Here is a 21,911-nt window from a genome sequence, read left to right as displayed (position 1 = left end):
GTTACCCATTATCATCGTATAATCAACTGAGGTGCGTTAAAAATGTCTGCGCGAATCTGTGCGAATAGGAACACCCCGGAGAACTCCGGGGTGTTTTTCGTAAGCTTTTCAAAATAAGGGCTTCCATTTTGTAGAAGAATGTGGCAATATTTGTTTGTTCTGGAATTTCATAAAAGCAATTTTTTAAAAAAGGTTGAAATTAGTTAAAATCTGTGATATTATATGAATTAACAGAAAAGTTTTCTGAAAATTTTTGGAAGTCTTTAGCACGAAAAAGTTTTTTAAAATGTGGATACTTTAGATTTTTTGATTATATGTTGTAAAATATGAGAAAATGTGATTTTTTTAAAGGAATTTTACTATTTATTTTGGTATTAACACTTGCTCACGGATTTGCGGCCTGTGGGTCTCAACAAACAAATGGCGAAAAGCCATCTTCAGCCGAAACCCGCAATGATGAATATGCCAGTGTTGATAACAGCACCTTTGCCAGAGACGCGGTTTATTATACGGTATCGTATGATGACGGCATAGATCAGTTCGATTTTGTCCTTGGGACAATAGTTGATGAAAACAGCGGCTCCTTTTTGTCAGATGTGGAAATGGAGGTTCTCAGATACTCCAAGGATTTTGATGTCGAACTCGAATCGGACTATATGAGGAATGTTGTCGTGGAGATAATCACCGACAAAAAACGGCTTGACGAACTCAAAAATATGGAATGAAGGTCAACTGACGAACGTGACAAAAAATCCTTGCCTCCCCGGCAAGGATTTTTTTACGCTCATTTTTCCTCATACGCCCGCCGCTTCACCTTGGAGAACTGGAACCTCTGGCTGTTATAGAGCCCGAAGTATCCCGACAGCACAAAGGCCACGGCTATGGCCACGGCGAAAAGCCCCAGGTCCGTGGTGCCGAACAGCTCCGCCGTCAGGAAAAGCGTGGCTATGGGGCAGTTCACCACCGAGCAGAACAGCGCCGCCATGGCCGCCGCCGCCCCAAAGCCCGGGTCCAGGCCCAGCAGCGGCCCCACCGCGCAGCCGAAGGTGGCCCCGATAAACAGGGTGGGGACTATCTCGCCGCCCCTAAAGCCCACGCCCACACATAGGGCCGTCAGGAGAAGCTTCACGGCGAAGGCCCAGGGCTCCGTCTCCCCGCCTATGGCCCGTTCTATCATATGAGCACCAGCCCCGGCATAGTCCCCAAGGCCCAGCGCTGTCACCAGAACGGCCATTATCAGACCCCCGAGGAAAATGCGCAGATATGGATTTTTAATAAGCCTTGCCCAGAACTCCGCCGACTTGTGCAGGGCTATGCAGAGCACAATGCTAAGAGCGGCCGTCAGGGCGGCAAGGAGCGCTGTTTTCAGCACGAACTCCCAGCTTGCCTCGGGTATATGAGGCAGGTCAAAGGCCATGGGCTTCGACCCCAACAGCCTGCCCAGCCAGCCGGCCGTGCAGGAGGCTATTATACAGGGCAGAAACGCCGCGTACTGAAAAGTGCCTACGCATATCACCTCCAGCACGAACACCGCCGCGCTGACGGGTGTGCCGAACATGGCCGAAAAGCAGGCCGCCATGCCGCTCATAGCCAGCACCCGCACGTCGTCCTCGTCAAACCGCATTAGCTCCCCCAGGTTATGCCCTATGGTGCCGCCCAGCTGCAGGGCAGCACCCTCCCGGCCCACGGACGCGCCGAAAAGGTGGGACAGCAGCGTGCCCGCAGTTATCAGCGGGGCCAGAAGCACGGGGATATGCTCGCCGGTAACGACAGAGGTAATTATCAGGTTAGTTCCCGCGTCGAAGCTCACTCGGCAGAGCCTATAGAGCAGCAGAGTCGCTACCCCAGCCAGAGGCAGCAGCCATATTACCGCCATGTGCTCCGAGCGGTACCGGGTGGCCCAGTCTATCCCCCAATGGAAAGCCGTGCCCAAAAGCCCGCAGACAACTCCTATCAGAAGAGATACCGCAGCCCATTTTATTGCAGCCAATATATACTTTCCGGCATAGCGCACCTTTTCCCTGTCCATTTAAATCGCCCCCTCAGTTTCTCAGTATTATACAACATCTTTCCAAGAACCGCAACCCCTGTCAAACCGCATGAAACTTTGTGGTATGCCGCTTACTTTGTGTTGACATTGACAGAGCATGCCTATATAATATACTTGTGAAAAAAACTGAGGAGGTCATTCTATGGATTTCAAGCTTTATAAGAACCCGGACGGCCCGGACATCGGCACAGCCGGGGCGAAGGTGCTCAAGGTGGACGGCCTTTGCTTCAAGGACCTTTCAGGGACCGGAGAGCTGCTGCCCTATGAGGACTGGCGGCTCTCTGACGAGGAGAGGGCAAAGGACCTGGCCGCCCGGCTGTCCCTCCCGGAGATAGCGGGGCTCATGCTCTACTCCCCCCACCAGATGGTGCCCGCAAATCCCCACGGACCCTTCCCCGGTACCTATGGCGGCAAGACCTTCCCTGACAGCGGCGCCGCCCCCTGGGACCTGACGGACCAGCAGAGGGAGTTTGTGGACAAGGACCACGTGCGCCACCTCCTTGCCATGGTCCTTGAAAACGCGGAGACCGCCGCCCGGTGGAGCAACGAACTCCAGGCCTATGCCGAGAGCCTGCCCTGGGGCATACCGGTGAACATCTCCAGCGACCCCCGCCACGGCTCAAGCGGGGCCGGGGCCGAGTACAAGTCCGGGGCCGGAGACGTGTCCAAATGGCCCGAGGGCCTGGGTATGGCCGCCACCTTCTCGCCGGAGACCTGCCGGGCCTTTGGCAACGCGGTCTCCAAGGAGTGCCGGGCCATGGGCATAACCACCGCCCTGTTCCCCCAGGTGGACCTGGCAACCGAGCCCCGCTGGATGCGCCTTGAGGACACCTTCGGCTCACACCCCCAGCTAGTCACAGATTTTAGCAAAGCCTACTGCGACAGTCTACAGACTACCGAGGGCGAGGAGGACGGCTGGGGAAAGGACAGCATCTGCGCCATGGCCAAGCACTGGCCCGGCGGGGCCCCCTGCGAGGGCGGCCGGGACGCCCACTACCCCTTCGGGCGCTACGCGGTTTACCCGGGAAATAACCTTAAGGACCACCTGAAGCCCTTTATTGAGGGCGCCTTTGACCTGCCCGGGCCTACCAGGTCCGCAGCGGCCATAATGCCCTACTACACCGTCAGCTGGGGGCTGGATGAGAAGGACGGCAAGAACGTGGGCAACTCCTACAGTCATTACCTTATCAACGACCTCTTGCGGGAGAAGTACGGCTACGAGGGCGTGGTCTGCACCGACTGGGGCATAACCGCCGACCCCCTGCCGGAGATAGACTCCTTCTCCAGCCGCTGCTACGGCGTTGAGGACCTTACCGAAGCCGAGCGGCACCTTTTGGCTATCGAGAACGGTGTGGATCAATTTGGCGGCAACTCGGCTATAGCGCCCATTTTGGAGGCCTATGAGATAGGCTGCAAGCGCCACGGCGAGAAGGCCATGCGGGAGCGCATGGAGCGCTCCGCAGTGCGGCTCTTAAAAAACCTCTTCCGCTGCGGGCTCTTTGAGAACCCCTATCTGGACCCGGAGGAGAGCGTTAAAACGGCGGGCTGCGAGGAGTTTTGCAGAGCCGGGTATGAGGCCCAGCTGAAATCCCTGGTGCTGATAAAGAACACCGGCGCGCTGCCCCAAAAGGAGCGCAAAAAGGTATATATCCCCACCCGGCATATCGGACCCATGAAGGCCTTCTTCCGTGGGGATATCCCCGCCCAGGATATTGACCCGGTGAGCGACGGGCTTGTGGGTAAATACTACGACCGGGTGGAGAGCCCGGATAATGCCGACTTTGCCCTAGTGTTCATCGAGAGCCCCCTCTCAGACGGCGGCTACTCCAAGGAAGACCGGGAGAAGGGCGGCAACGGATATGTGCCCATAACATTGCAGTACCGCCCCTATAAGGCCGACGCCGCCCGGGAGCACAGCATAGCCGGCGGCGACCCAAGGGAGGACTTTACCGACCGTGGATATAAGGGAAAGACAGGCTGCGCCGCCAACGAGGACGACCTGGACCTGGTGCTGGAGGCAAAAAAGGCCATGGGCGATAAGCCGGTTATAGTGGTGCTTCGGATGCATAAGCCCACCGTGCCCGCGGAGTTCGAGGGCAGCGCCGACGCGATACTTGTGGACTTCGGCGTGCAGAGCCAGGCCATCATGGAGATAGTCAGCGGCAGGGCCGAGCCCAGCGGCCTTTTGCCGGTACAGATGCCAAAGGACATGGAGACCGTTGAAAGGCACTGTGAGGACGTGCCCATGGATATGGAGCCCTATACCGACTCTGAGGGCAATGCCTACGACTTCGGCTTCGGCATGGACTGGCGCGGGGTCATTAAGGACGAGCGTACCGAGAGGTATCAGAAATGACCCACATACAGGAGAAAATACTGGAGACCTTTGATTTAGGCAGCGGGGCTTCTGCCCAGCTGGTGCGATGGGACGAGACCCTCTGGTGCGGGAAGATACTCTTCGCAGAGAACAACACTGACGAGCCGGATATGGAGAAGCTGATGGAGGAGTTCGTGGCCCTTGGGGACGCGGAGCTCTCCCCCCTTGACCCCGAAGCCGGCTGGGACGTGTGTATGAGCTTCAACTACCTGTCGGCGGAGCGGCCCAGCGGGGTGTTCTTCGGGTTCCTGGTACAGAGCCACAAACAGCCCAGGGGCTTTGATATGCGCTGGCTGCCGGAGGGGAGGTATCTAAAGCTGGAGATAAACGAGCAGACGGCCAGGGTCCTTGAGAGCGAGCCCATGGAGGGCGGCGTGCCGCCCTACCAGTGGGTCAGCGAGGCTTTGGGTCCAAGGCTCGGCTTCAGCTGCCCGGACAGCGAGCTGCCCCTTGTGGAGTATTACCACCATAAGGAGGACGGAACCATAGACGGCTGCTGGCTGTATGTCCCGGTGCAGGAAAAAGCCCGCGCCTGACACAAATATGGGGCGTTTGGGGTAATCTTTTCCATATTTCTGCCGATATAGTAAGTAGAAGCACATGACTATAAGGAGGAATTTCCCATGGCATTAGAATTCGACCCCGCAGTTAACCGCTATCAGGCCGTGTCCGGCTATACCAAGGCCGCTGAAACCGGCAAGACCGCAGAGGCCTCTAAGACTGCCGAGAGCTTAAAGGCCGGCGAAGCCGCTGCCGAAGAGGGCAAAACCCAAGAGAAAACCGACAGCGTCGAGCTGTCCGGCGACGCCAAGAGCGTAAACAAGATGAGCGCCGAGGAGCGCGCCGCCCTGGTCAAGAGCCTGAAGGCCGATCAGGAGTACCAGATGACCCGCTTCATCAACATGATGACCCAGACCTTCCAGAAGCAGGGCATGACTGCCAAGTCCGCAAACGACGACAGCTTCTGGCGTATGTTCGCCTCGGGCAACCTACAGGTGGACCAGGAGACAAAGGCCGCCGCCCAGGAGGCCATCTCCGAGAACGGCTACTGGGGCGTGAAGCAGACCTCCGAGCGCATCTTCCAGATGGCCCAGGCACTGGCAGGGGACGACCCGGAGAAGATGAAGGCCATGCAGGCCGCAGTGAAAAAGGGCTATGAGGCCGCGGGCAAGGCCTGGGGCGGAGATCTGCCCGGCATTGCGGGCGAGACCATCAGCGCCGTTGACAAGATGTTCGAGGACTACTTCGCGGGCTACGGCAAGACCGGGGACGAGGAGTAAGCCCTACTTAAAAGGAGCATAAAAGGGTGGCACCGCCGAGTGCCGCCCTTTTACTTTTTGCGCGGATATGGCCTTGGGTCGTCGGTGAGCTCCAGAAGATAGTCCACGCTGGTGTTATAAAACTGACTGAGCTTTATGAGCACGTCGGCGGGCACGTCCCGCTTTCCTATCTCATAGTTCGAGTAGCACACCTGCGAACAGTTCAGGTACTCCGCCATATCCACCTGCTTCAGGTCGTGGTCCTCCCTCAGGTCCCTGATTCGTCTGTACACTCCTGCGCCCCCTCAAAATTAGGTACACAAAAAGTATAGACAAAACGAATTGTTATATTGACATGTAAAGCAAAACGTTGTATAATGGGAGCAAAGAAATATCGATTACAAGTTTGAAGCCGGGGGCAATTAACTCCTCCCCCACCTCCGGCTTCTTTTTTATTTTGAAAATTTCCCACACCCCATTGACCCGCGCTCCTGTATTGTGTATAATTATAATGTATGTATAGAATTAAAACCGTGAAAGGAATGTGTAATATGGTAAAGATACTTACCGACAGCTCCTGCGACCTGTCCCCGGCCCGCTGTGAGGAGCTGGGGGTGGAGATGCTGCCGATCACCGTAAATTTTGGCAGCGAAAGCTATAGGGCCAATTTGGATATCAGCACAGACGAGTTCTATGAAAAGCTGGCCGCAGCCTCTGAGCTGCCCAAGACCGCCCAGATAACTCCGGCCTTTTTTGAGGATAAGTTCAAGGAGTATAGGGAGAGCGGCGACGAGGTGGTCTGCCTGTTCATCTCCTCCATGATGAGCGGCACCCTCCAGTCCGCCCGTCTTGCAAAGAACCTTGTGGGCGCGGACAGGATATACCTGCCCGACACCCTGAACGTCACCTTCGCCCTGGGGCTGCTGGTGGAGGAGGCCGTGAAGATGCGGGACCGTGGACTTTCTGCTGCGGACATCGCAAACGAGGTGGAGAAGCTGGTCCCCCGGGTGCGGCTCTGGGCGCTGATAGACGATTTGAAGTACCTTAAAATGGGCGGGCGGCTCTCGGCCACCAGCGCGTTAGTGGCCAGCATCCTCGGCATATGCCCCATCATCACCCTGGAAAACGGCCTTGTGGAGGTGGTGGGAAAGGCCCGTGGCAGGAGGGCGGCCTTTAAGTTTATCCAAAACATGGTGGAAAAAGAGCCCATATCCAGTGATTTCGCGGTGACCGTGGGCCACGCCGCCGTACCCGGTACACGGGACGACTTTATTGATTTCATGAGCGGAGAGCTTAAAAAGCGCGAGATTTTGAAACTGGACATCGGCAGCATCGTGGGCACCCACACGGGCCCGGGGGCCTGCGGCCTAGCCTACATCCGCAAGTGAAGCGCCGCGCTCTTATAGCCGCCGGGGTACTGCTGGCCCTCTGCCTTGGAGCGGCGGCCATACTGCTGTTGAGACCAGAGTGCCTGATACTGAAATACACCGGCCTCTACTGTGCCGGGTGCGGCACCCAGCGCATGGTGGCGGCGCTGCTGCGGGGTGATTTTAGGGGCGCCTTGGGACAAAACCTCTTTATGCTGGCGTTCCTGCCCGGGGCGGGCATATATATTGTGGTGGAGCTTCTTCGCTTTACACAGGGGAAAAGGCCGCTGTACAGGTCAAAGGCCTTTATCCCCGCCCTCTGCGCGGCGCTTGGTCTGGGCCTTATGTTCACTGTGCTGCGCAACCTTCCGGGCTTCCAGTGGCTGGCCCCCTCCTGGGCCGGACCGTAGGTATGCACAAATTGATTTTCCAAAATTTGTGCATATTGTCTATTGACTGGTTTGCCTGTTAATTCTATAATAGAAACTGCCCAGACCAGGGCCTGTGCAAAATTTTAATCAGTTGGTGCATATAGTCTGCAAAAATCTTATGGTATAAGGTAGGTGCTGACTTGTGGCAGGGATCGTGCTAAAATTGAATGAAATCATGGACAGCCTTCCGGCCTCAGAGCAAAAAATAGCGGTATATTTAATTAGCAATCTGAACGACGTGGTGGGTATCTCCGTGGAGGAGCTGGCCGGCCGCAGCGACTCCAGCCAGGCGGCGGTGGTGCGCTTCTGCAAGAAGCTGGGCTATCGCGGCTATCGGGAATTCTCCCTGAAGCTGGCCAGTGAGCTGGCCGTGGCCCGCCAGAGTCAGGACAGGGAATGCAGCGATATCAAGATAGGCGACCGAGCCGGGAACGTGATACAGAGCGTATGCCAGCACAATATGCGGGCCATCGAGGACACCAGCACACTTATCGATCCCGACCAGGTGGAGCTTGCCGCGGGCAAGCTTTTTGACGCCCGGCGGGTAGATGTGTACGCGGTGGCCGCTTCTCACCTGGCCGCCCTTGACGCACAGCAGAAGCTTGTGCGCATTGGCAAACAGGTATCGGCCTACTCCGACCCCCATCTTCAGCTGTCCTCGGCGGCTTTGCTGGGGCCGGAGGATGTGGTGCTGGCCCTGTCCTGGTCCGGCGAGGCGAGAGAGGTCCTGCGGGCCTGTGAAGCGGCCAGAAGGGCCGGAGCTTTCATAATCTCCATCTCCCGGCTGGGGCCGGTGAGTTTAAGCTCCTACTCCGACGTGCACTTCGGGCTCAGCGCCCCGGAGCCCTCTCTGAGCAGCGGGGCCATGAGCTCCAGGATAGCCCAGATGACCATGGTAGATATCCTGTTTTCATGCCTTATCAGCCGCTATTACAACGAAACCGCCCCCTACCTTGAGCGCGCCAGGCAGGTGGCCCAATATGTGCGCGCGTGACAGGTAAAAGAAGCGGTTTGTTCCCCCGGTTATAGCCGGGGGTTTATTTTTCCCAAAACAGCCCTTCGGCTCATCTTGGCCTTTTTACGGAACTTCTATATGTCCCCCCGCCAATAAGGCGAACCTCCTCACTGGGTCCCTCCATCACCCGCAGCGTAACGGTACGGCTGGTTGGACTAAAAAGAGCGTACTCCACGCACTCCCTGCTCCAGGCGATATCCACAAGGACGCCGCCCCTGGCCCTAAGGCCCTTTACACTGCCCCGCCGCCTCCGGGTCCACAAGGCGGAACAGCCTGTTCATTACCTGCTGGAACCGAAGGCCGTTTTCCAGCCGCGCCCACATCAGCAGCTTCCAGGCAAGGCTCCAGCCGGTGCCCTCGTCCCCCCGGCGCTCAAGGGTGACCTCAGCCGCCCTTTGCAGCTCCGGGGTGCTTTGGGAAATGCCCCGGCCCGGGTGCAGCTCGTAGAGGTTGGACAGGTGCCTGTGATGCACGTCGCTTTCCTGGAACTCCCGGTCCCACTCCATCACCTGTCCAAATGCCCCAATTTTTATAGGGGCTATGCGGCCCAACAGCTCCTCATAGCGCTCTGCCTCCCGGAGTTCGCCCATAGTCCGGCAAGCTTCGGCGTAGTCCCTGAATAAGTTGCGTACTACCGCCAGAGTGTGCTCGGTATAGTAGGCAGTGGGCACCGGCCGGTCGTCTATAAGGAACTCATTTTCCGGGGAGGTTGCCGGGCAAACCGCAAGGCCCTCCGGCGTTTCGCTGAGGGAGCTCTCGCAGAAGAGGGCGTTTTCCCGAAGGACGGGAAGGAGGCCTCTCAGATAGTCCTTGTCCCCGCTGAACAGGTAGGTCTCATAGAGGTTGCGGCACATCCAGGCGCTGCCGAAGGGCCAATAGGCCCAGCTGGTCTTTCCCCTGGCGGGGGAGGCCTTGCGCCAGAGGTCGGTGTTATGGAAGCAGGCCGAGCCCTCTCTGCCCATGGCCCTGGCGGTTATACGGCCGTTATCCAGCAGCTCCCGGTTCAGGCGCGCCAGGGGCTCTGCCAGTTCGTCCAGGTTGCAGGGGCCGGTAAGCCAGTAGTTCATCTCCGTGTTGATATTGACCGTGTAGTCACAGAACCACGGCGGGAATTTTTCCCGGTTCCAAAGCCCTTGGAGGTTTGCCGCCTGGGTCCCGGGGCGGGAACAGGATATCAGCAGGTAGCGGCCAAAGTCGAACAGCAGCGCCGCCAGGTCGGGATCCGGCTCTCCTTTTTCCGCATTCCTGATGCGCTGGTCCGTGTCCGTGCCGCTGTCAGGGCTCTCCCCAAGGTCCAGCGCGACCCGGTCGAAATAGCTCCTGTATTCGCGTATATGCCCTGCCAGCATGGCGTCAAAGTCTTTTTCAAAGGCGGCCATATCACGTTCTGCAAGGGCTGTCTCCTCCAGGCCCTGGGTGAAGGGGTGGCGGTCGAACCCGGCAAAGCTGCTTCGGATGCAGAGAAAAATAGTCACCCGAGTGGCCTCCTCTATGAGAAGGCCCTCCTCTCTGGGTACACCTTCTCCGTCCGTAACCACCTGCCCCAGGCCCACGTAGCGCATACCGCGCTCCTCCGGCTTATCCGAAAAGCTCAGCGGCCCATGTCCCTGGGTCACGGAAAAGCTGTTCCTGCCCGGGCACTCTCCCCGGGCCAGAAAGCCCTTTGAGGTGTAGTCTGTATGCCGGAGAAAACCGTCTTCAGCGGTTATCCGCAGGGAGAACGGCTCCCCGGCCTCCACCCGGTACGCCAGCACCTGGTCCGCCGCGCTGCAAAAAACAGTATGTCTGTACTGCCGGCCGTTGCAGGCATAGGCGGCCCGTATAACCGCGTCCCCCAGGTCCAGCTCCCGGCGGTAGTCCTCAATAGAACGTTCGCCCAGGAATTCCAGTATCACGTTTCCAAAGGGCGCATACATCTGTACGTCCCCGGCCCCTCTGCCTTCGGTCTCAAGCAGCTCCATGGCCTCCCTGTTCCGGCCCAGCCGGCAGAACTCCGCCGCCCGGGCGCTGGCCTCCCTGGAAAAGCCCGGCCAGGTCTCGCTGGGATAACCCGACCAGAGGGTGTCCTCGTTGACAGCCAGGATTTCCCTTTTATAATCCCCATATACCACCGCGCCCATACGGCCGTTACCTATGGGAAAGCCCTCGTGCCAGCTGGCTGCGGGCCGGTGGAACACCTCCTTGCGGCTGCTTCTCTCGCCCATGCCGCGCCTCACCCGTATATGGGCCCATAGGCCCGGCAGGCCCTATAGTCCGCGCTCTGGGCGTCCTCTGTTCCAAAAGCCGCCCAGGCATGGGGGCGGAATATCCGCTCCGGCTCCACATTGTGCATATTAACCGGTATACGCAGCATGGACGAGAGGGTGATAAGCTCGGCCCCCACATGGCCGTAGACCGTAACGCCGTGGTTCGCGCCCCAGTTTGCCATGACGCTGTACACGTCGGTGAAGGCCCCGTGCCCGGTGAGCTTGGGCACAAACCAGCTTATGGCTAATTAGATGTAATAAAAGCGGAGAAAGGAAAAGCACAATCCAGACGGAAACGACGGTGTGGTCAAGAAATATTGTGGAAACGCAAGATTTCTGCTATAATGGGTGCAGAACACTTGACGATGGAAAGAGGGACGGGAAGCCTATGAACATCAGCTATCAGCCATTATGGAACACCTTGAAAGAACGTGGCATGAGAAAAGAGGACTTGCGGCTTGCCGCCGGTCTGACAACCAACATGATTGCCAACATGGGCAAGGGCGAGCATATCAGTATGAAAACACTGCTGCGTATCTGCGAAGCCCTAAATTGTGGCATTTTAGATGTGATTGAGTTGACGCAGGATGAAGAAAATTAAAATGTGGAATAAAACAAATTGAATCTTGGGAGGAAATGCTTATGAGTAAAGTTTTAACACATAGTACGAAATCTTATATAAAAATCTTTTTTGTTGGAATTTTGGTCGGGTGTATTTGCAGATTAGCGGATTATTTCCCCGCAGATACATTATGGAGTTTTTCGTCAATCCAAACATTACTGGGTTTTTGGATAATCACTAATACTACCATTGTTCTACTAAGCACGTCTAATATTTGTGCAGGAATTAGTTCGTTTTTGTATATGTTTGGAATGACCTTGAGTTTTTATGGATTACAGGCAATTTTAGGAATGTTTGTACCCCTATTTTCCGGTGGTTTTCGTTTTTCGCTATTCGTTCTGTTTACGCTTCTTTCAATTCCTTGTGCAATAGCAGCCTACATCTTATACTACTGGAACAGAGAATATATTTTTAATTCCATATTATATTCTCTTCCGATAGGTGCTTTAGCCGCCGAAGCAACCGCAATTTTTATTTATTTTTTGGAGCATCATACATTTCTGTTTCAACTGCTAATGGATGTTGTAGGCGTGATTGTTTTTTTCCTACTTTTTTATAAAAGAGCAAAAAGCAAGAAGATATTTATTGTGGCTTCAGTAATTAGTTCCTTAATAGTTTACTTTGTTTTTCCGTGGTAATATCGAATTGCAACTTGCATTTCTCAGAGGATGCACCTCACAACTCCAATAGCAGAAGAATAAAAAGTGAATATTATCCCCCAGATTAACAGCCGTTGTAGGAAAATCCATTCGCACAACGGCTGTTTTCATTTTCTCTTGCGTCGGAAGTTGACCGGACTGTTTTTGATAGCGGGCGATTTTGACAAAACCTTTTTGAATGTTTTCTGTTCATCAGGGGACAGCTTATAAAAATCCATGCCAAGCATATTGAAAATGACTGCCCACACTTTTCCAAGATAGTCCCCGGAAGATTGAATGGCTTTTCGGATTTCCAGATCCATCTTCTTTGCGAGGGAATAGTCCGGTGTGCTGTCAATGTCATGCTCATGGTCTGAGCCTCCAGGCTCTCGCGCACGCCGCCCCAGCGGCCGTCAATAGCGGGGCGTATGCCAATCTTTGGATAATTCATATGTTTTCCTCCTGGGTTAGAAATTTTGATATTTCTTCTTATTTCTTGTGTAATACGTCGTCCTCCGGGTTATAGAGCTTATATCCCGGGTGCCGCCCGGTGACCTGGTAATAGCCGCGAAGATCAATAAGCTTCTGTATATTGTCCCGGCTGATGTCAAAGCTGCCGCCCAGTATCACCGCGTTGATGGTTATCTTCGCCCAGAGCTCCAGGCTCTCCATGCGGTAGAAGGCCGTCAGCACGTCGCTGCCCACGGCCAGAGCCCCGTGGTTTTCCAGCAGCATCACGTCGTGCTCCTCCAGGTACGGCTCAATGGCGTCGGGCACCTCACCGGTGGAGGGGGTGCCATAGGGGGTAAGGGGCACGGAACCGATAACCGCCACGTCCTCTATCATATTGTACATATCCATGGCCTTGTGGGCCACGGCAAAGCCGGTGGCCCCGGGCGGGTGGGCGTGGAGGACGCTCTGCACGTCCGGGCGCTTTTCATAGCAGCGCAGGTGCATTTTTATCTCGCTGGAGGGCCTGTACCCTTCGTTTGCCTCCAGCACGTTCCCCTCCCTATCCAGCAGCACCAGCTTTTCCGGGGTGATGAAAGCCTTGCTGATACCTGTGGGGGTGGCGATGATATTTCCGTCGGGCAGCCTGGCGCTGACGTTGCCGTCGTTGGCGGCCACCCAGCCCAGCTGCCAGGTCTTGTGGCATACGTCGCATATCTGGTCCTTTATCTCCTGGTAATTTTCCAAACAGATCCTCCCTTTCCCATTGACATATAAGCGTCGATATGCTAGATTGATAGTATTATAGTACCTTTTAACCTCCTTATCTAGGAGAAATACGCCGACAAAACAGGAGGATATTCACTTTTAGAGGGGTTTTCATGAATTACAGCAGACTGTACGAAAACAAGCGCCGCGGAACCTTTGGCTTCCCTATTGAGCTGTACAAGGTGGACAGCTCCTCCCCACGCTACCAGATGCCCCTGCACTGGCACCTGGAATATGAGCTGATTCTGGTAAAAGAGGGCGGCTTCCGTCTGAGCCTGGACGGCGGCAGCTTCCCCATGGGCCCCGGGGACTGCGCCTGGGTGGGGGACGGCGTTATACACGGCGGCACGCCCCGGGACTGTGTGTATCAGTGCGTGGTGTTCGACCTGGGCACCCTGCTGCATGACACGCCGGTGTGCGCCAAAAGCGCCGGAAAGTTCCTGGCGGAGGAGAGCGGCTATACAAGGGTGTTCCCGGCGGGCAGCGCCCAGTCTGAGCTATCCAAACAGCTTATGGGAGCCATGGAAAGAGAGACGCCGGGCTATGAGTGGACCACCCTGGGGCTCATGTGGCAGCTGATGGGCAGCCTGCTGGAAAGCGGAGAACCAGCTTTCTCCGAGAGCCGGGAAAAGACCCTGCGGCTGAAGAATGTGCTCACCTATATGCGCGACCGCTATGACAGCGCCGTTACACTGAGTGAACTGGCGGCGGTGGCGGGGATGAACCCAAAGTATTTCTGCCGGGCCTTCTCCCAGATGACAGGCAGGACCCCTATCGACTACCTCAATTACTATCGGATGGAACAGGCGGGCGAGCAGCTGGCCTTTACCGCCCGCCCGGTAACGGAAATTGCGCTGAACTGCGGCTTCAGCGATATAAGCTATTTTTCCAGGATATTTTCCCGGTACAAGGGGGTCTCTCCCAGCGCTTATCGAAGGAGACAGGCCGGGTCCGCATAATACCGAAGCCCGGCAGTTCTCCCTGCCGGGCCTCTCTTGTTTCGGGCATAACCCCTCGGGGTACGCGCATATGGATGATATAAGGTCAGTCTGCCGTAAACATACGGTACATGGCCTCCAGGCATATCTGCGCATGGAGCTTTAGCTTCTCCAGGTTTATCTGCTCGTTCACGTCGTGCTCGTGGGCGGGGATATCGTCATGGAACCCGGGCCCAAAGGCCACGCCCTTGCCAAACATCTGGCGGGCATAGGTGCCTCCGCCCATGGAGAATATATCGCAGTCCTCGCCGGTCACGTCCTTATAGGCCCCGGAGAGCAGCGTGACAAGCCGGCTCTCCTTTGGCAGGTACAGAGGTACCGCGTCGCTGAGCTGAACGAACTCAAGGCCCGCCGCTTCTACGGCCTTCCGTATGGTCCCGGATACCCACTTGCCCTCCTTGGTGGCGGGATAGCGGATATCCACCGTCAGGCAACAGTCCTCGGGTGTCACCCTGACGATGCCAAGGTTGAAGGTCAGGGGGCCACTAGGCTCGTCGCTGATGTTGACCCCTAAGAGGCTGCCGTCGCTGGTAAGGGCTATCTTCTCATGGATAAAGGTGAAGAAACTGCCCAAGCGCTCCCCGCTGAAGACCTCATACAGCAGCTCCACCAAGTAGGAGGCCGCGTTCATGCCTGTCTGTGGCGCGGCGGCGTGGGCGGCCTTGCCCTTTGCCAAAAGCTTCGCGCCGCCCTCCGTGGGGGTGACCTCTACCGCTATGCCTAAGTGTCCGGCAGCTTCTGCCAGCTTCTCCCGCTCGGCCGCGGTGCAGACGACCTGGCACTCGGCCTTTGAGGGCACGGCGTTGGGCACCGTGCCGGCGGTGAAGCTCTTTATCAGAGTGGAGTCGTTAGCCCCCTTGACCTGGAAGTTCAGGCCGCCCTTCTCACAGTGGCAAATGCCGTAGCCCGCGTCCGGAGTGAAGCCCATATCCGGGTGCTGCTCCTTTGAGAAGTAGTAGGGCATATCGTGCATACCTATCTCCTCTGCGGAGCCGAATATAACCCGGAGCTTGCGCTTGCCCTTTACTCCCGCGTCCTTTATGGCCCGAAGGCAGTGCAGGGCCACCACAGCCGCACCCTTGTCGTCCGCCACGCCCCGGCCAATGGCCCGGCTGTCCTCTGTCAGCACCATCGTGAAGGGGTCGCTGTCCCAGCCCTCCCCGGCGGGCACCACGTCCAGGTGGGCCATGACCACAGCGTTGCCCTCCCCCTCGCCTATCTCGGCGTGGGCGGCGTAATAGTCCACGTTCTTGGCTTTAAGGCCGTAGCTCTCCGCCAGCTCCACCGCGGTGTCCAGGGCCTTGGCGCAAGGGTCCCCGAAGGGGTGCTCCCCCTCTGTGGGCACGGCCACGGAGGGGATAGCCACCAGCTTACCCAGGTCCCTTACAATATCGTCCCAGTAGTCCAGTATCTTTTCTCCAAACATATCTCTCATCCTTTCAGAATTTGATTGACCGCTATACATTAGATTAACCTCTTTTGCGGCCAAAGTCAATACAATTTTTTCCTTGGGGGAATCGCCGTGATAAACTATATCTGGTTCGGAATGATAGCCCTAAGCGTGGTTTGCGCCGCGGTCAACGGACGGCTTTCGGAGCTGTCCTCTGCGGTGATGGACGGCGCCGGGGACGCGGTGGAGCTGTCCATCTTTCTGCTGGGCAGTATGTGCGCTTGGCTGGGCTTTTTAAAAATAGCGGAGCGCGCTGGGCTTACAAATCTACTGGCCCGAGGCTTCTCCCCCATTATCGACCGGCTTTTCCCCGATTACAGGGACGACGATGGGATAAAGGGCAAGATATGTATGAACGTCTCCGCGAACCTTCTGGGGCTGGGCAACGCCGCCACTCCTCTGGGACTGTCGGCCATGAAGGCCATGGCCGAGAAGTCCCCCGGGGAAACGCCCAGCCGGGGCATGATCCTGTTCGTGGTGATAAACACTGCCTCCCTGCAATTACTGCCGGTAAATATGGCGGCCCTGCGGGCCTCCTGCGGCAGCGCCGCGCCCTTCGGGGTGCTGCCCGAGATATGGCTGACCTCTTTGGGGGCGCTTATCACGGCGGTGATGGCGTGCAAGCTGCTTGAGCGCCGGTCAGGGGGGCTTGGGTGATGGAACAGATAGGCGCGGCGGCGCTGCCGGTGATAATCGGCGTTATCCTGCTGTTCGGCTTCCTCCGGGGCGTGGACGTGTTCGACGCCTTTGTGTCCGGGGCCAAGGAGGGCATACATACCACCCTGGGGCTGCTGCCCACTTTAATTGGGCTGATAGTGGCCGTAAGTATGGTCAGGGCTTCGGGGCTTTTAGAGGTTCTCTGCGCCCTCTGCGAGCCCTTGGCTAAAACCCTCGGTATCTCCACCGAGGTGCTGCCTTTAGCTCTTTTGCGGCCCATCTCCGGCAGCGGCTCCTCGGCCTATACCCTCTCCCTTTTAGAGCAGTTTGGTCCGGACAGCGAGACCGGCAAAATTGCCTCTGTGCTGGCCTCCTCCACAGAGACCACCTTCTATGCCGTCACCGTCTACTTTGGGGCGGTGGGGTGCAAAAAGCTGCGGCACACCCTGCCTGCGGCGCTTCTGGGGGACTGCATGGCCGTGGCGCTCTCGGTGGCGACGGTAAAATTCTTTTCGGGGTTTTGACATTATGTTCGATTTGTGCTATACTAAGGTCAGCTTTATCACACTTACCTTGGGGGCGCATTATGGGCATACAGCTTATACGGCACAAAACCTGCTGCTTCACCGGGCACCGCTCCCTTGACGGGGCGGATTTGGAGTTCCTGGGAGAGGCGGTCTTCGACGAGGTCTCCCTGCTCTATAGGTTTGGCTTCGATACCTTTCTCGCGGGGGGCGCCCTGGGCTTTGACACCCTCGCCGCCCGGGAGATACTGCGCATGAAGCTCCTCCCTGACTTTTCCGGGCTGAAGCTGGTGCTGGTGCTGCCGTACCTGGGGCAGGAGTCCCGGTGGGACCCGGCGGACCGGGCCATGTACGACTATATCAAGCGCCGGGCCGACGAGGTCATCTATACCGGCGACGTGTACGCGGAGGGTCTGCTGCTGCGCCGGGACAGGTATATGGTGGACCACAGCGCCCACTGCATCGCCTATCTTGAACAGGGCCGAAGCCGGGGTGGCACCCTGTATACGGTGCGGTATGCCCGGAAAAATGGGGTCAGCGTGACGAATTTATGGAACGGCAAAGACTGAGGGCCCGCCGCTTACACGGCAGGCCCTGCTTTTTTATTCCTGCGCCATAACCACTACCTTTATAGACTCGCTCCCGCTCTGGGCCTCAATGGCCCCGGAGAGCTCGGAGAGGTGGTAGCGGTGGGTGATGATGGGCCCGAAATCCACCTTGCCGGAGTTGATAAGGGCCACTGCCCGGTCATGGGTGTCCGGGTTCACGAAGGAGCCCTTTATTGTCAGCTCCTTTTTATACACGTCGAAAAGGGGCAGTGGGAACTGGGCTTCGGGCTTGGGGACGCTGAAGAGCACCAGGGTGGCTCCCTTCTTGGCGAAGTCAAAGGCGGCCCTCACCGCCGGGTTATTGCCCACGCACTCTATCACCACATCGGCGGTGCCCTTCACGCCCTCATAGGCCGCCGGGTCCGTGGGATCCACCGTCAGGTCCGCGCCCAGAGTCCTTGCGGCTTCACGGCGCTTTTCGTTGGGCTCGCTGAGAATGAGCCTTGCAGCGCCGGAAAGCTTCGCAAGCTGGAGCATGATAAGGCCGATGGCCCCGCCGCCGATTATGCAGACGGTCTGGCCGGGCTTTATCCCGGCAAGGTCTATGCCGTGCAGGCAGCAGGCCAGGGGCTCAGCCATAGCCCCGGCCTCGAAGCTCACACTGGGGGCCAGGCGGAAGGCCTGGGCCTCGGGCACAAGGCTGAACTGGGCGAAGCCGCCGTCCCTGGTCACGCCTACGGCCTGCATATTTTCACAGAGCTGCTTTTTGCCGTTACGGCAGTGGGCGCACTGTCCGCAATAGATGTTGGGGTCCACGGTCACATGGTCGCCGGGTTTAAGGGAGGTTACCCCCTCCCCCACCTCTATGACCTCCCCGGAATACTCGTGGCCCAGGACCACCGGGGGATTCACTTCCGCGGAGCCGGGCTCGCCGTTTTTGATGTGCACGTCCGTGCCGCACACGCCGCAGACCATGTTCTTTATGACCACCTCGCCCGGGTCGGCGTGGGGCATTTCCACTTCACGCAGCTCGAAGCTGCCGTTTCCGATAAAGTAATTTGCTTTCATATAATACTCCTAAAATCAGGAAAGGGAGAGGCCTCGGCCTCCCCCCACCTTTGATTATAATTATTCGTACTCGACGACGTTTACCCAGCCCATAAGGAACTCCCGCTCCTCGGGCTTGCCCTTGACGGACTGACTGGCGGCCACGATGGGCAGCCACTTCTGGACGTACTGCTTGGCGGTGTCGGACTTCTTGCAGAACAGGTCCAGGTACTTCTCGGCCCCATCCATGTCGCCGTTAAGCCAGAACAGCAGATAGGTGCGGGCCACGTCGGCGCTGGCGTTGCCCTGGGTGGCGTGGGCCCAGTCCAGGACCGCATAGCCGCCGTCGGGCTTGATAACCACGTTAGAGGGATTGAAGTCCCCGTGGCAGAGCTTGCGGTGCTTCGGAAGGCTGTCAAGACGCGCGTCCAGCTCATAGCGGGTAGTGGCGTCAAGGCCGGTCTGAGAGATCTTCCGGCGCATCTTCTCGTGGAGGAAACTGAGCATGGGAGCGGTCTTTGTGTGCAGCTCCATCTGGATGTCCACCAGGCGCTCCAGGTACTGCTGCTTCTTCTCGGGCTCCTCCTCCATCAGTCGGGCCATGGTCTTGCCCTCTATGAAGTCGGTGACGATGGCCCATTTGCCCTCCACCATCTCAACGCCCTGCACACGGGGCATGGGTATGCCGGTCTCCTCGACCCTGGCGATGTTCAGCGCCTCGTTGAGAATGTCGGCCTTGGAAAAGTCCTCGTCGAACACCTTGATGACCTTATCGTCTTCGCGGTAGATGGTCTTGGAGGTGCGTGCCGCGATAACTCTTGCATTTTCCAGATTCATAATCTAAACTCCTCCCTTAATTACTTGCCGTAATAGCACTTCTCGTAGATTGCCTTGATCTCTTTCATCAGCGGGTAACGGGGGTTGGCCCCGGTGCACTGGTCGTTAAAGGCGTTCTCCACCATCTCGTCCAGAGTGGCCTTGAAGTTCTCCTCGGTGACGCCGTAGTCCTTGATGGTCTTCTTTATGCCGATGATATCCTTGAGCTTCTCAAGCTCGTTTATCAGGCTCTCCAGCAGCTCGTCGTCGTTGTTCCCCTGGAAGCCGCAGGCGCGGGCTATCTCGGCGTAGCGGGCCTTGGCGTGGGGATACTGATACTGGGAAAAGGTGCCCATCTTGGTGGGGACCTCGGCAGCGTTGTAGCGGATAACGTCGGTGAGAATCACAGCGTTGGCCACGCCGTGGGGCAGGTGGTGATAGGCGCCCAGCTTGTGGGCCATGGAGTGGTTGAGCCCCAGGAAGGCGTTTGCAAAGGCCATACCGGCGATGCAGCTGGCCTCGGCCATTTTTTCACGGGCATAGGGGTCGTTGGCGCCGTTCTCATAGGCGGAGGGCAGGTACTTAAAGACCAGCTTGATGGCTTCAAGGGCCAGACCGTCGGTGAAGGGGGAGGCCATGATGGACACATACGCCTCGATGGCGTGGGTCATGGCGTCAATGCCGGAGGCGCTGGTGAGGCCCTTGGGCTGGTTCATCATGTTGTCCACGTCCACAATAGCCATGGTGGGCAGCAGCTCGTAGTCAGCCAGGGGCCACTTTGTGCCGGTCTTCTCGTCGGTGATGATGGCGAAGGGGGTCACTTCAGAGCCGGTGCCGGAGGAGGTGGGTATGGCCACCATCATGGCCTTCTCGCCCATCTTGGGGAAGCGGTAGATACGCTTGCGGATATCCATAAAGTCCATTGACATGGACTGGAAGTCCGCGTCCGGATGCTCATAGAGCACCCACATGATCTTCGCCGCGTCCATGGGGGAGCCGCCGCCCAGAGCGATAATAACGTCGGGCTTAAAGCTGTTTATCTGCTTCACGCCCTCAAGAGCGCAGGCAAGGGTCGGGTCCGGGGCCACGTCGGCGAAGACCGCATACTGTATGCCCAACTCGTCCAGCTTGTCGGTAAGGGGCTTTGTATAGCCATTCTGATACAGGAAGGTGTCGGTGACGATAAAGGCCTTCTTGCGGTGATAGTCTGTGCGGAGCTCCTCCAGGGCCACGGGCATACAGCCCTTCTTGAAGAACACCTTCTCGGGGGTGCGGAACCAGAGCATATTCTCTCTCCTCTCGGCTACGGTCTTGATATTGATAAGATGCTTTACGCCCACGTTCTCAGAGACGGAGTTGCCGCCCCAGGAGCCGCAGCCCAGGGTCAGGGAGGGCGCCAGCTTGAAGTTGTAGAGGTCGCCAATGCCGCCGAAAGAGGAGGGGGTGTTAACCACGATACGGCAGGTCTTCATGGCTGCCTGGTGCTGGGCAAGGCGCTCCTGCTGGGCGGGGTGGATATAGAGGGAGGCGGTATGTCCGTAGCCGCCGTCCTCGATAAGGCGCTCGGCCTTGGCTATAGCGTCCTCAAAGGTCTTGGCCTTGTACATGGCCAGCACCGGGGACAGCTTCTCGTGAGCGAACTCCTCGGAGATATCCACGCTCTCCACCTCGCCGATAAGGATCTTGGTGCTCTCGGGCACGGTGACCCCGGCAAGCTGGGCGATCTTAAAGGCGGACTGGCCCACTATCTTGGCGTTCAGGGCGCCGTTGATGATGATGGTCTTGCGCACCTTATTGAGCTCTGACTTATTGAGGAGGTGGCAGCCGCGCTTTATAAACTCGGCCTTTACCGCGTCATACACGGGCTCCATGGCGATAACGGACTGCTCGGAGGCGCATATCATGCCGTTATCAAAGGTCTTACTATGGATGATGGAGTTGACGGCCATGATAACGTCGGCGCTCTCGTCGATTATAGCGGGCACGTTGCCGGCGCCAACGCCCAGGGCGGGGGTGCCGGAGGAGTAGGCGGACTTCACCATGCCGGGGCCTCCGGTGGCGAGGATGATGTCGGCCTCGGCCATAACCAGGTTAGTAAGCTCCAGAGAGGGCGCGTCTATCCAGCCGAACAAGCCCTCGGGGGCCCCGGCCTTTATGGCCGCCTCCAGCACTACCTTCGCCGCGGCGATGGTACACTTCTTGGCCCGGGGGTGGGGGCTGATGATGATGCCGTTGCGGGTCTTCAGGGCAAGCAAAGTCTTGAATATGGCGGTGGAGGTGGGGTTGGTGGTGGGGATAACGGCGGCGATAACGCCGATGGGCTCGGCTATCCTGCGTATGCCGAAAGCCTTGTCCTCCTCGATGACCCCGCAGGTCTTGGTCTCCTTATAGGTATTGTAGATGTACTCGGCGGCGTAGTGGTTCTTTATGACCTTGTCCTCCACAACGCCCATGCCGGTCTCCTCAACGGCCATCTTCGCCAGCGGGATACGCTGGAGGTTGGCCGCCATGGCCGCGGCGCGGAAAATCTCGTCCACCTGCTGCTGGGTAAAGGTGGCGTACTTCTTCTGGGCTTCGCGCACCCGCGCCAGCATTTTTTCAAAGGTTTCCACGTTTTCCACGATCTCGTAATTTGTTTCCATGAAACT

General features: G+C 57.5%; 22 protein-coding genes and 2 pseudogenes. 13 read left to right on the top strand and 11 right to left on the bottom strand.

Annotation, left to right across the window (positions count from 1 at the left end; genetic code table 11):
- The first annotated feature begins 326 nt into the window (after nucleotides 1–326).
- Nucleotides 327–725 (top strand): hypothetical protein, encoded by a 399-nt coding sequence (locus ADH66_RS04810; protein ID WP_066534995.1) that lies wholly within the window; start codon nucleotides 327–329, stop codon nucleotides 723–725.
- 59 nt (nucleotides 726–784) lie between these two features.
- On the opposite strand, the gene ADH66_RS04805 is transcribed toward ADH66_RS04810, so the two are convergent.
- Entirely contained in the window at nucleotides 785–2,029 is a 1,245-nt protein-coding gene (locus tag ADH66_RS04805) for a chloride channel protein (protein ID WP_066534999.1), read from the bottom strand.
- Between the two features lie 163 nt (nucleotides 2,030–2,192).
- Between ADH66_RS04805 and ADH66_RS04800 the strand changes: the two genes are divergently transcribed.
- The 3 genes from ADH66_RS04800 to ADH66_RS04790 all read left to right on the top strand — a co-directional run bounded on the left by ADH66_RS04800 (nucleotide 2,193) and on the right by ADH66_RS04790 (nucleotide 5,707).
- The gene (locus ADH66_RS04800; protein ID WP_066535003.1) at nucleotides 2,193–4,406 is read left to right on the top strand and encodes a glycoside hydrolase family 3 protein; all 2,214 of its coding nucleotides are present in this window, start codon (nucleotides 2,193–2,195) and stop codon (nucleotides 4,404–4,406) included.
- Nucleotides 4,403–4,963, top strand: a complete 561-nt coding sequence (locus ADH66_RS04795; protein ID WP_066535006.1) for a hypothetical protein — start codon at nucleotides 4,403–4,405, stop codon at nucleotides 4,961–4,963. The genes ADH66_RS04800 and ADH66_RS04795 overlap by 4 nt, the downstream gene beginning before the upstream one ends.
- 87 nt (nucleotides 4,964–5,050) lie before the next feature.
- Nucleotides 5,051–5,707: a hypothetical protein gene (locus ADH66_RS04790; protein ID WP_236757187.1), complete on the top strand. Its 657-nt coding sequence runs from the start codon at nucleotides 5,051–5,053 to the stop codon at nucleotides 5,705–5,707.
- A gap of 50 nt (nucleotides 5,708–5,757) precedes the next feature.
- On the opposite strand, the gene ADH66_RS04785 is transcribed toward ADH66_RS04790, so the two are convergent.
- A complete protein-coding gene (locus tag ADH66_RS04785) occupies nucleotides 5,758–5,979 on the bottom strand; it encodes a helix-turn-helix domain-containing protein (protein ID WP_066535008.1) in 222 nt (73 codons plus the stop codon).
- 258 nt (nucleotides 5,980–6,237) lie between these two features.
- On the opposite strand from ADH66_RS04785, the gene ADH66_RS04780 reads away from it, so the two are divergent.
- The 3 genes from ADH66_RS04780 to ADH66_RS04770 all read left to right on the top strand — a co-directional run bounded on the left by ADH66_RS04780 (nucleotide 6,238) and on the right by ADH66_RS04770 (nucleotide 8,478).
- The gene (locus ADH66_RS04780) at nucleotides 6,238–7,074 is read left to right on the top strand and encodes a DegV family protein (protein ID WP_066535012.1); all 837 of its coding nucleotides are present in this window, start codon (nucleotides 6,238–6,240) and stop codon (nucleotides 7,072–7,074) included.
- Entirely contained in the window at nucleotides 7,071–7,463 is a 393-nt protein-coding gene (locus tag ADH66_RS04775) for a DUF2752 domain-containing protein (protein WP_066535014.1), read from the top strand. Before ADH66_RS04780 ends, ADH66_RS04775 begins: the two co-directional genes overlap by 4 nt.
- Nucleotides 7,464–7,626: 163 nt before the next feature.
- Complete coding sequence (locus tag ADH66_RS04770) at nucleotides 7,627–8,478, top strand: MurR/RpiR family transcriptional regulator (RefSeq protein WP_066535017.1); 852 nt, start codon at nucleotides 7,627–7,629, stop codon at nucleotides 8,476–8,478.
- 70 nt (nucleotides 8,479–8,548) lie between these two features.
- Here ADH66_RS04770 and ADH66_RS21615 read toward each other — a convergent pair whose 3' ends face one another.
- From ADH66_RS21615 to fucI, 3 genes and pseudogenes are all read right to left on the bottom strand, one after another.
- On the bottom strand, nucleotides 8,549–8,701 hold the full coding sequence (locus ADH66_RS21615) for a hypothetical protein (RefSeq protein ID WP_407922919.1): 153 nt from the start codon (nucleotides 8,699–8,701) through the stop codon (nucleotides 8,549–8,551).
- Nucleotides 8,702–8,720: 19 nt separating this feature from the next.
- Nucleotides 8,721–10,703 (bottom strand): glycoside hydrolase family 95 protein, encoded by a 1,983-nt coding sequence (locus ADH66_RS04765; protein WP_066535022.1) that lies wholly within the window; start codon nucleotides 10,701–10,703, stop codon nucleotides 8,721–8,723.
- A gap of 8 nt (nucleotides 10,704–10,711) precedes the next feature.
- Nucleotides 10,712–10,984: pseudogene (gene fucI, locus ADH66_RS04760) on the bottom strand (L-fucose isomerase); the annotation flags it as partial.
- Between the two features lie 80 nt (nucleotides 10,985–11,064).
- On the opposite strand from fucI, the pseudogene ADH66_RS04755 reads away from it, so the two are divergent.
- Nucleotides 11,065–11,337: pseudogene (locus ADH66_RS04755) on the top strand (helix-turn-helix domain-containing protein); the annotation flags it as partial.
- A gap of 50 nt (nucleotides 11,338–11,387) precedes the next feature.
- Entirely contained in the window at nucleotides 11,388–12,005 is a 618-nt protein-coding gene (locus ADH66_RS20500) for a hypothetical protein (protein WP_198006620.1), read from the top strand.
- Between the two features lie 85 nt (nucleotides 12,006–12,090).
- On the opposite strand, the gene ADH66_RS21610 is transcribed toward ADH66_RS20500, so the two are convergent.
- Both ADH66_RS21610 and ADH66_RS04740 read right to left on the bottom strand, forming a co-directional pair.
- Complete coding sequence (locus tag ADH66_RS21610) at nucleotides 12,091–12,456, bottom strand: hypothetical protein (RefSeq protein WP_084384242.1); 366 nt, start codon at nucleotides 12,454–12,456, stop codon at nucleotides 12,091–12,093.
- Between the two features lie 38 nt (nucleotides 12,457–12,494).
- Nucleotides 12,495–13,202 carry a class II aldolase/adducin family protein gene (locus ADH66_RS04740; RefSeq protein ID WP_066535034.1) on the bottom strand — a complete coding sequence of 236 codons (708 nt, stop codon included), beginning with the start codon at nucleotides 13,200–13,202 and terminating at the stop codon, nucleotides 12,495–12,497.
- A gap of 134 nt (nucleotides 13,203–13,336) precedes the next feature.
- Here ADH66_RS04740 and ADH66_RS04735 point away from each other — a divergent pair, with 134 nt between their 5' ends.
- Entirely contained in the window at nucleotides 13,337–14,182 is an 846-nt protein-coding gene (locus ADH66_RS04735; protein ID WP_066535043.1) for an AraC family transcriptional regulator, read from the top strand.
- An 85-nt stretch (nucleotides 14,183–14,267) separates the two neighbouring features.
- Here the strand turns inward: ADH66_RS04735 and ADH66_RS04730 are convergent, their stop codons facing one another.
- A complete protein-coding gene (locus ADH66_RS04730; RefSeq protein WP_066535046.1) occupies nucleotides 14,268–15,647 on the bottom strand; it encodes a Sapep family Mn(2+)-dependent dipeptidase in 1,380 nt (459 codons plus the stop codon).
- Between the two features lie 96 nt (nucleotides 15,648–15,743).
- Here ADH66_RS04730 and ADH66_RS04725 point away from each other — a divergent pair, with 96 nt between their 5' ends.
- The 3 genes from ADH66_RS04725 to ADH66_RS04715 all read left to right on the top strand — a co-directional run bounded on the left by ADH66_RS04725 (nucleotide 15,744) and on the right by ADH66_RS04715 (nucleotide 17,421).
- Nucleotides 15,744–16,328, top strand: a complete 585-nt coding sequence (locus ADH66_RS04725; RefSeq protein WP_066535048.1) for a spore maturation protein A — start codon at nucleotides 15,744–15,746, stop codon at nucleotides 16,326–16,328.
- The gene (locus tag ADH66_RS04720; RefSeq protein WP_066535051.1) at nucleotides 16,328–16,852 is read left to right on the top strand and encodes a spore maturation protein; all 525 of its coding nucleotides are present in this window, start codon (nucleotides 16,328–16,330) and stop codon (nucleotides 16,850–16,852) included. The genes ADH66_RS04725 and ADH66_RS04720 overlap by 1 nt, the downstream gene beginning before the upstream one ends.
- Nucleotides 16,853–16,914: 62 nt before the next feature.
- Complete coding sequence (locus ADH66_RS04715) at nucleotides 16,915–17,421, top strand: SLOG family protein (RefSeq protein ID WP_236757186.1); 507 nt, start codon at nucleotides 16,915–16,917, stop codon at nucleotides 17,419–17,421.
- Between the two features lie 33 nt (nucleotides 17,422–17,454).
- On the opposite strand, the gene ADH66_RS04710 is transcribed toward ADH66_RS04715, so the two are convergent.
- Genes ADH66_RS04710 through adhE form a run of 3 tightly spaced genes read right to left on the bottom strand, consistent with a single transcriptional unit; the run spans nucleotide 17,455 to nucleotide 21,905 of the window.
- Nucleotides 17,455–18,468, bottom strand: a complete 1,014-nt coding sequence (locus tag ADH66_RS04710) for a zinc-dependent alcohol dehydrogenase family protein (protein ID WP_066535052.1) — start codon at nucleotides 18,466–18,468, stop codon at nucleotides 17,455–17,457.
- Between the two features lie 60 nt (nucleotides 18,469–18,528).
- Nucleotides 18,529–19,284 carry a phosphotransferase family protein gene (locus tag ADH66_RS04705; protein WP_066535056.1) on the bottom strand — a complete coding sequence of 252 codons (756 nt, stop codon included), beginning with the start codon at nucleotides 19,282–19,284 and terminating at the stop codon, nucleotides 18,529–18,531.
- A gap of 20 nt (nucleotides 19,285–19,304) precedes the next feature.
- Nucleotides 19,305–21,905, bottom strand: coding sequence for a bifunctional acetaldehyde-CoA/alcohol dehydrogenase (adhE, locus tag ADH66_RS04700; RefSeq protein WP_066535059.1), 2,601 nt, complete (start codon nucleotides 21,903–21,905; stop codon nucleotides 19,305–19,307).
- Nucleotides 21,906–21,911: the final 6 nt, after the last annotated feature.

The sequence above is a fragment of the Acutalibacter muris genome (genome assembly GCF_002201475.1).
In the GTDB taxonomy this organism is placed as follows: Bacteria; Bacillota; Clostridia; order Oscillospirales; family Acutalibacteraceae; genus Acutalibacter; species Acutalibacter muris.
Note: the sequence above shows the minus strand (reverse complement) of the source record. Positions and strands in the feature narration are given on the sequence as shown.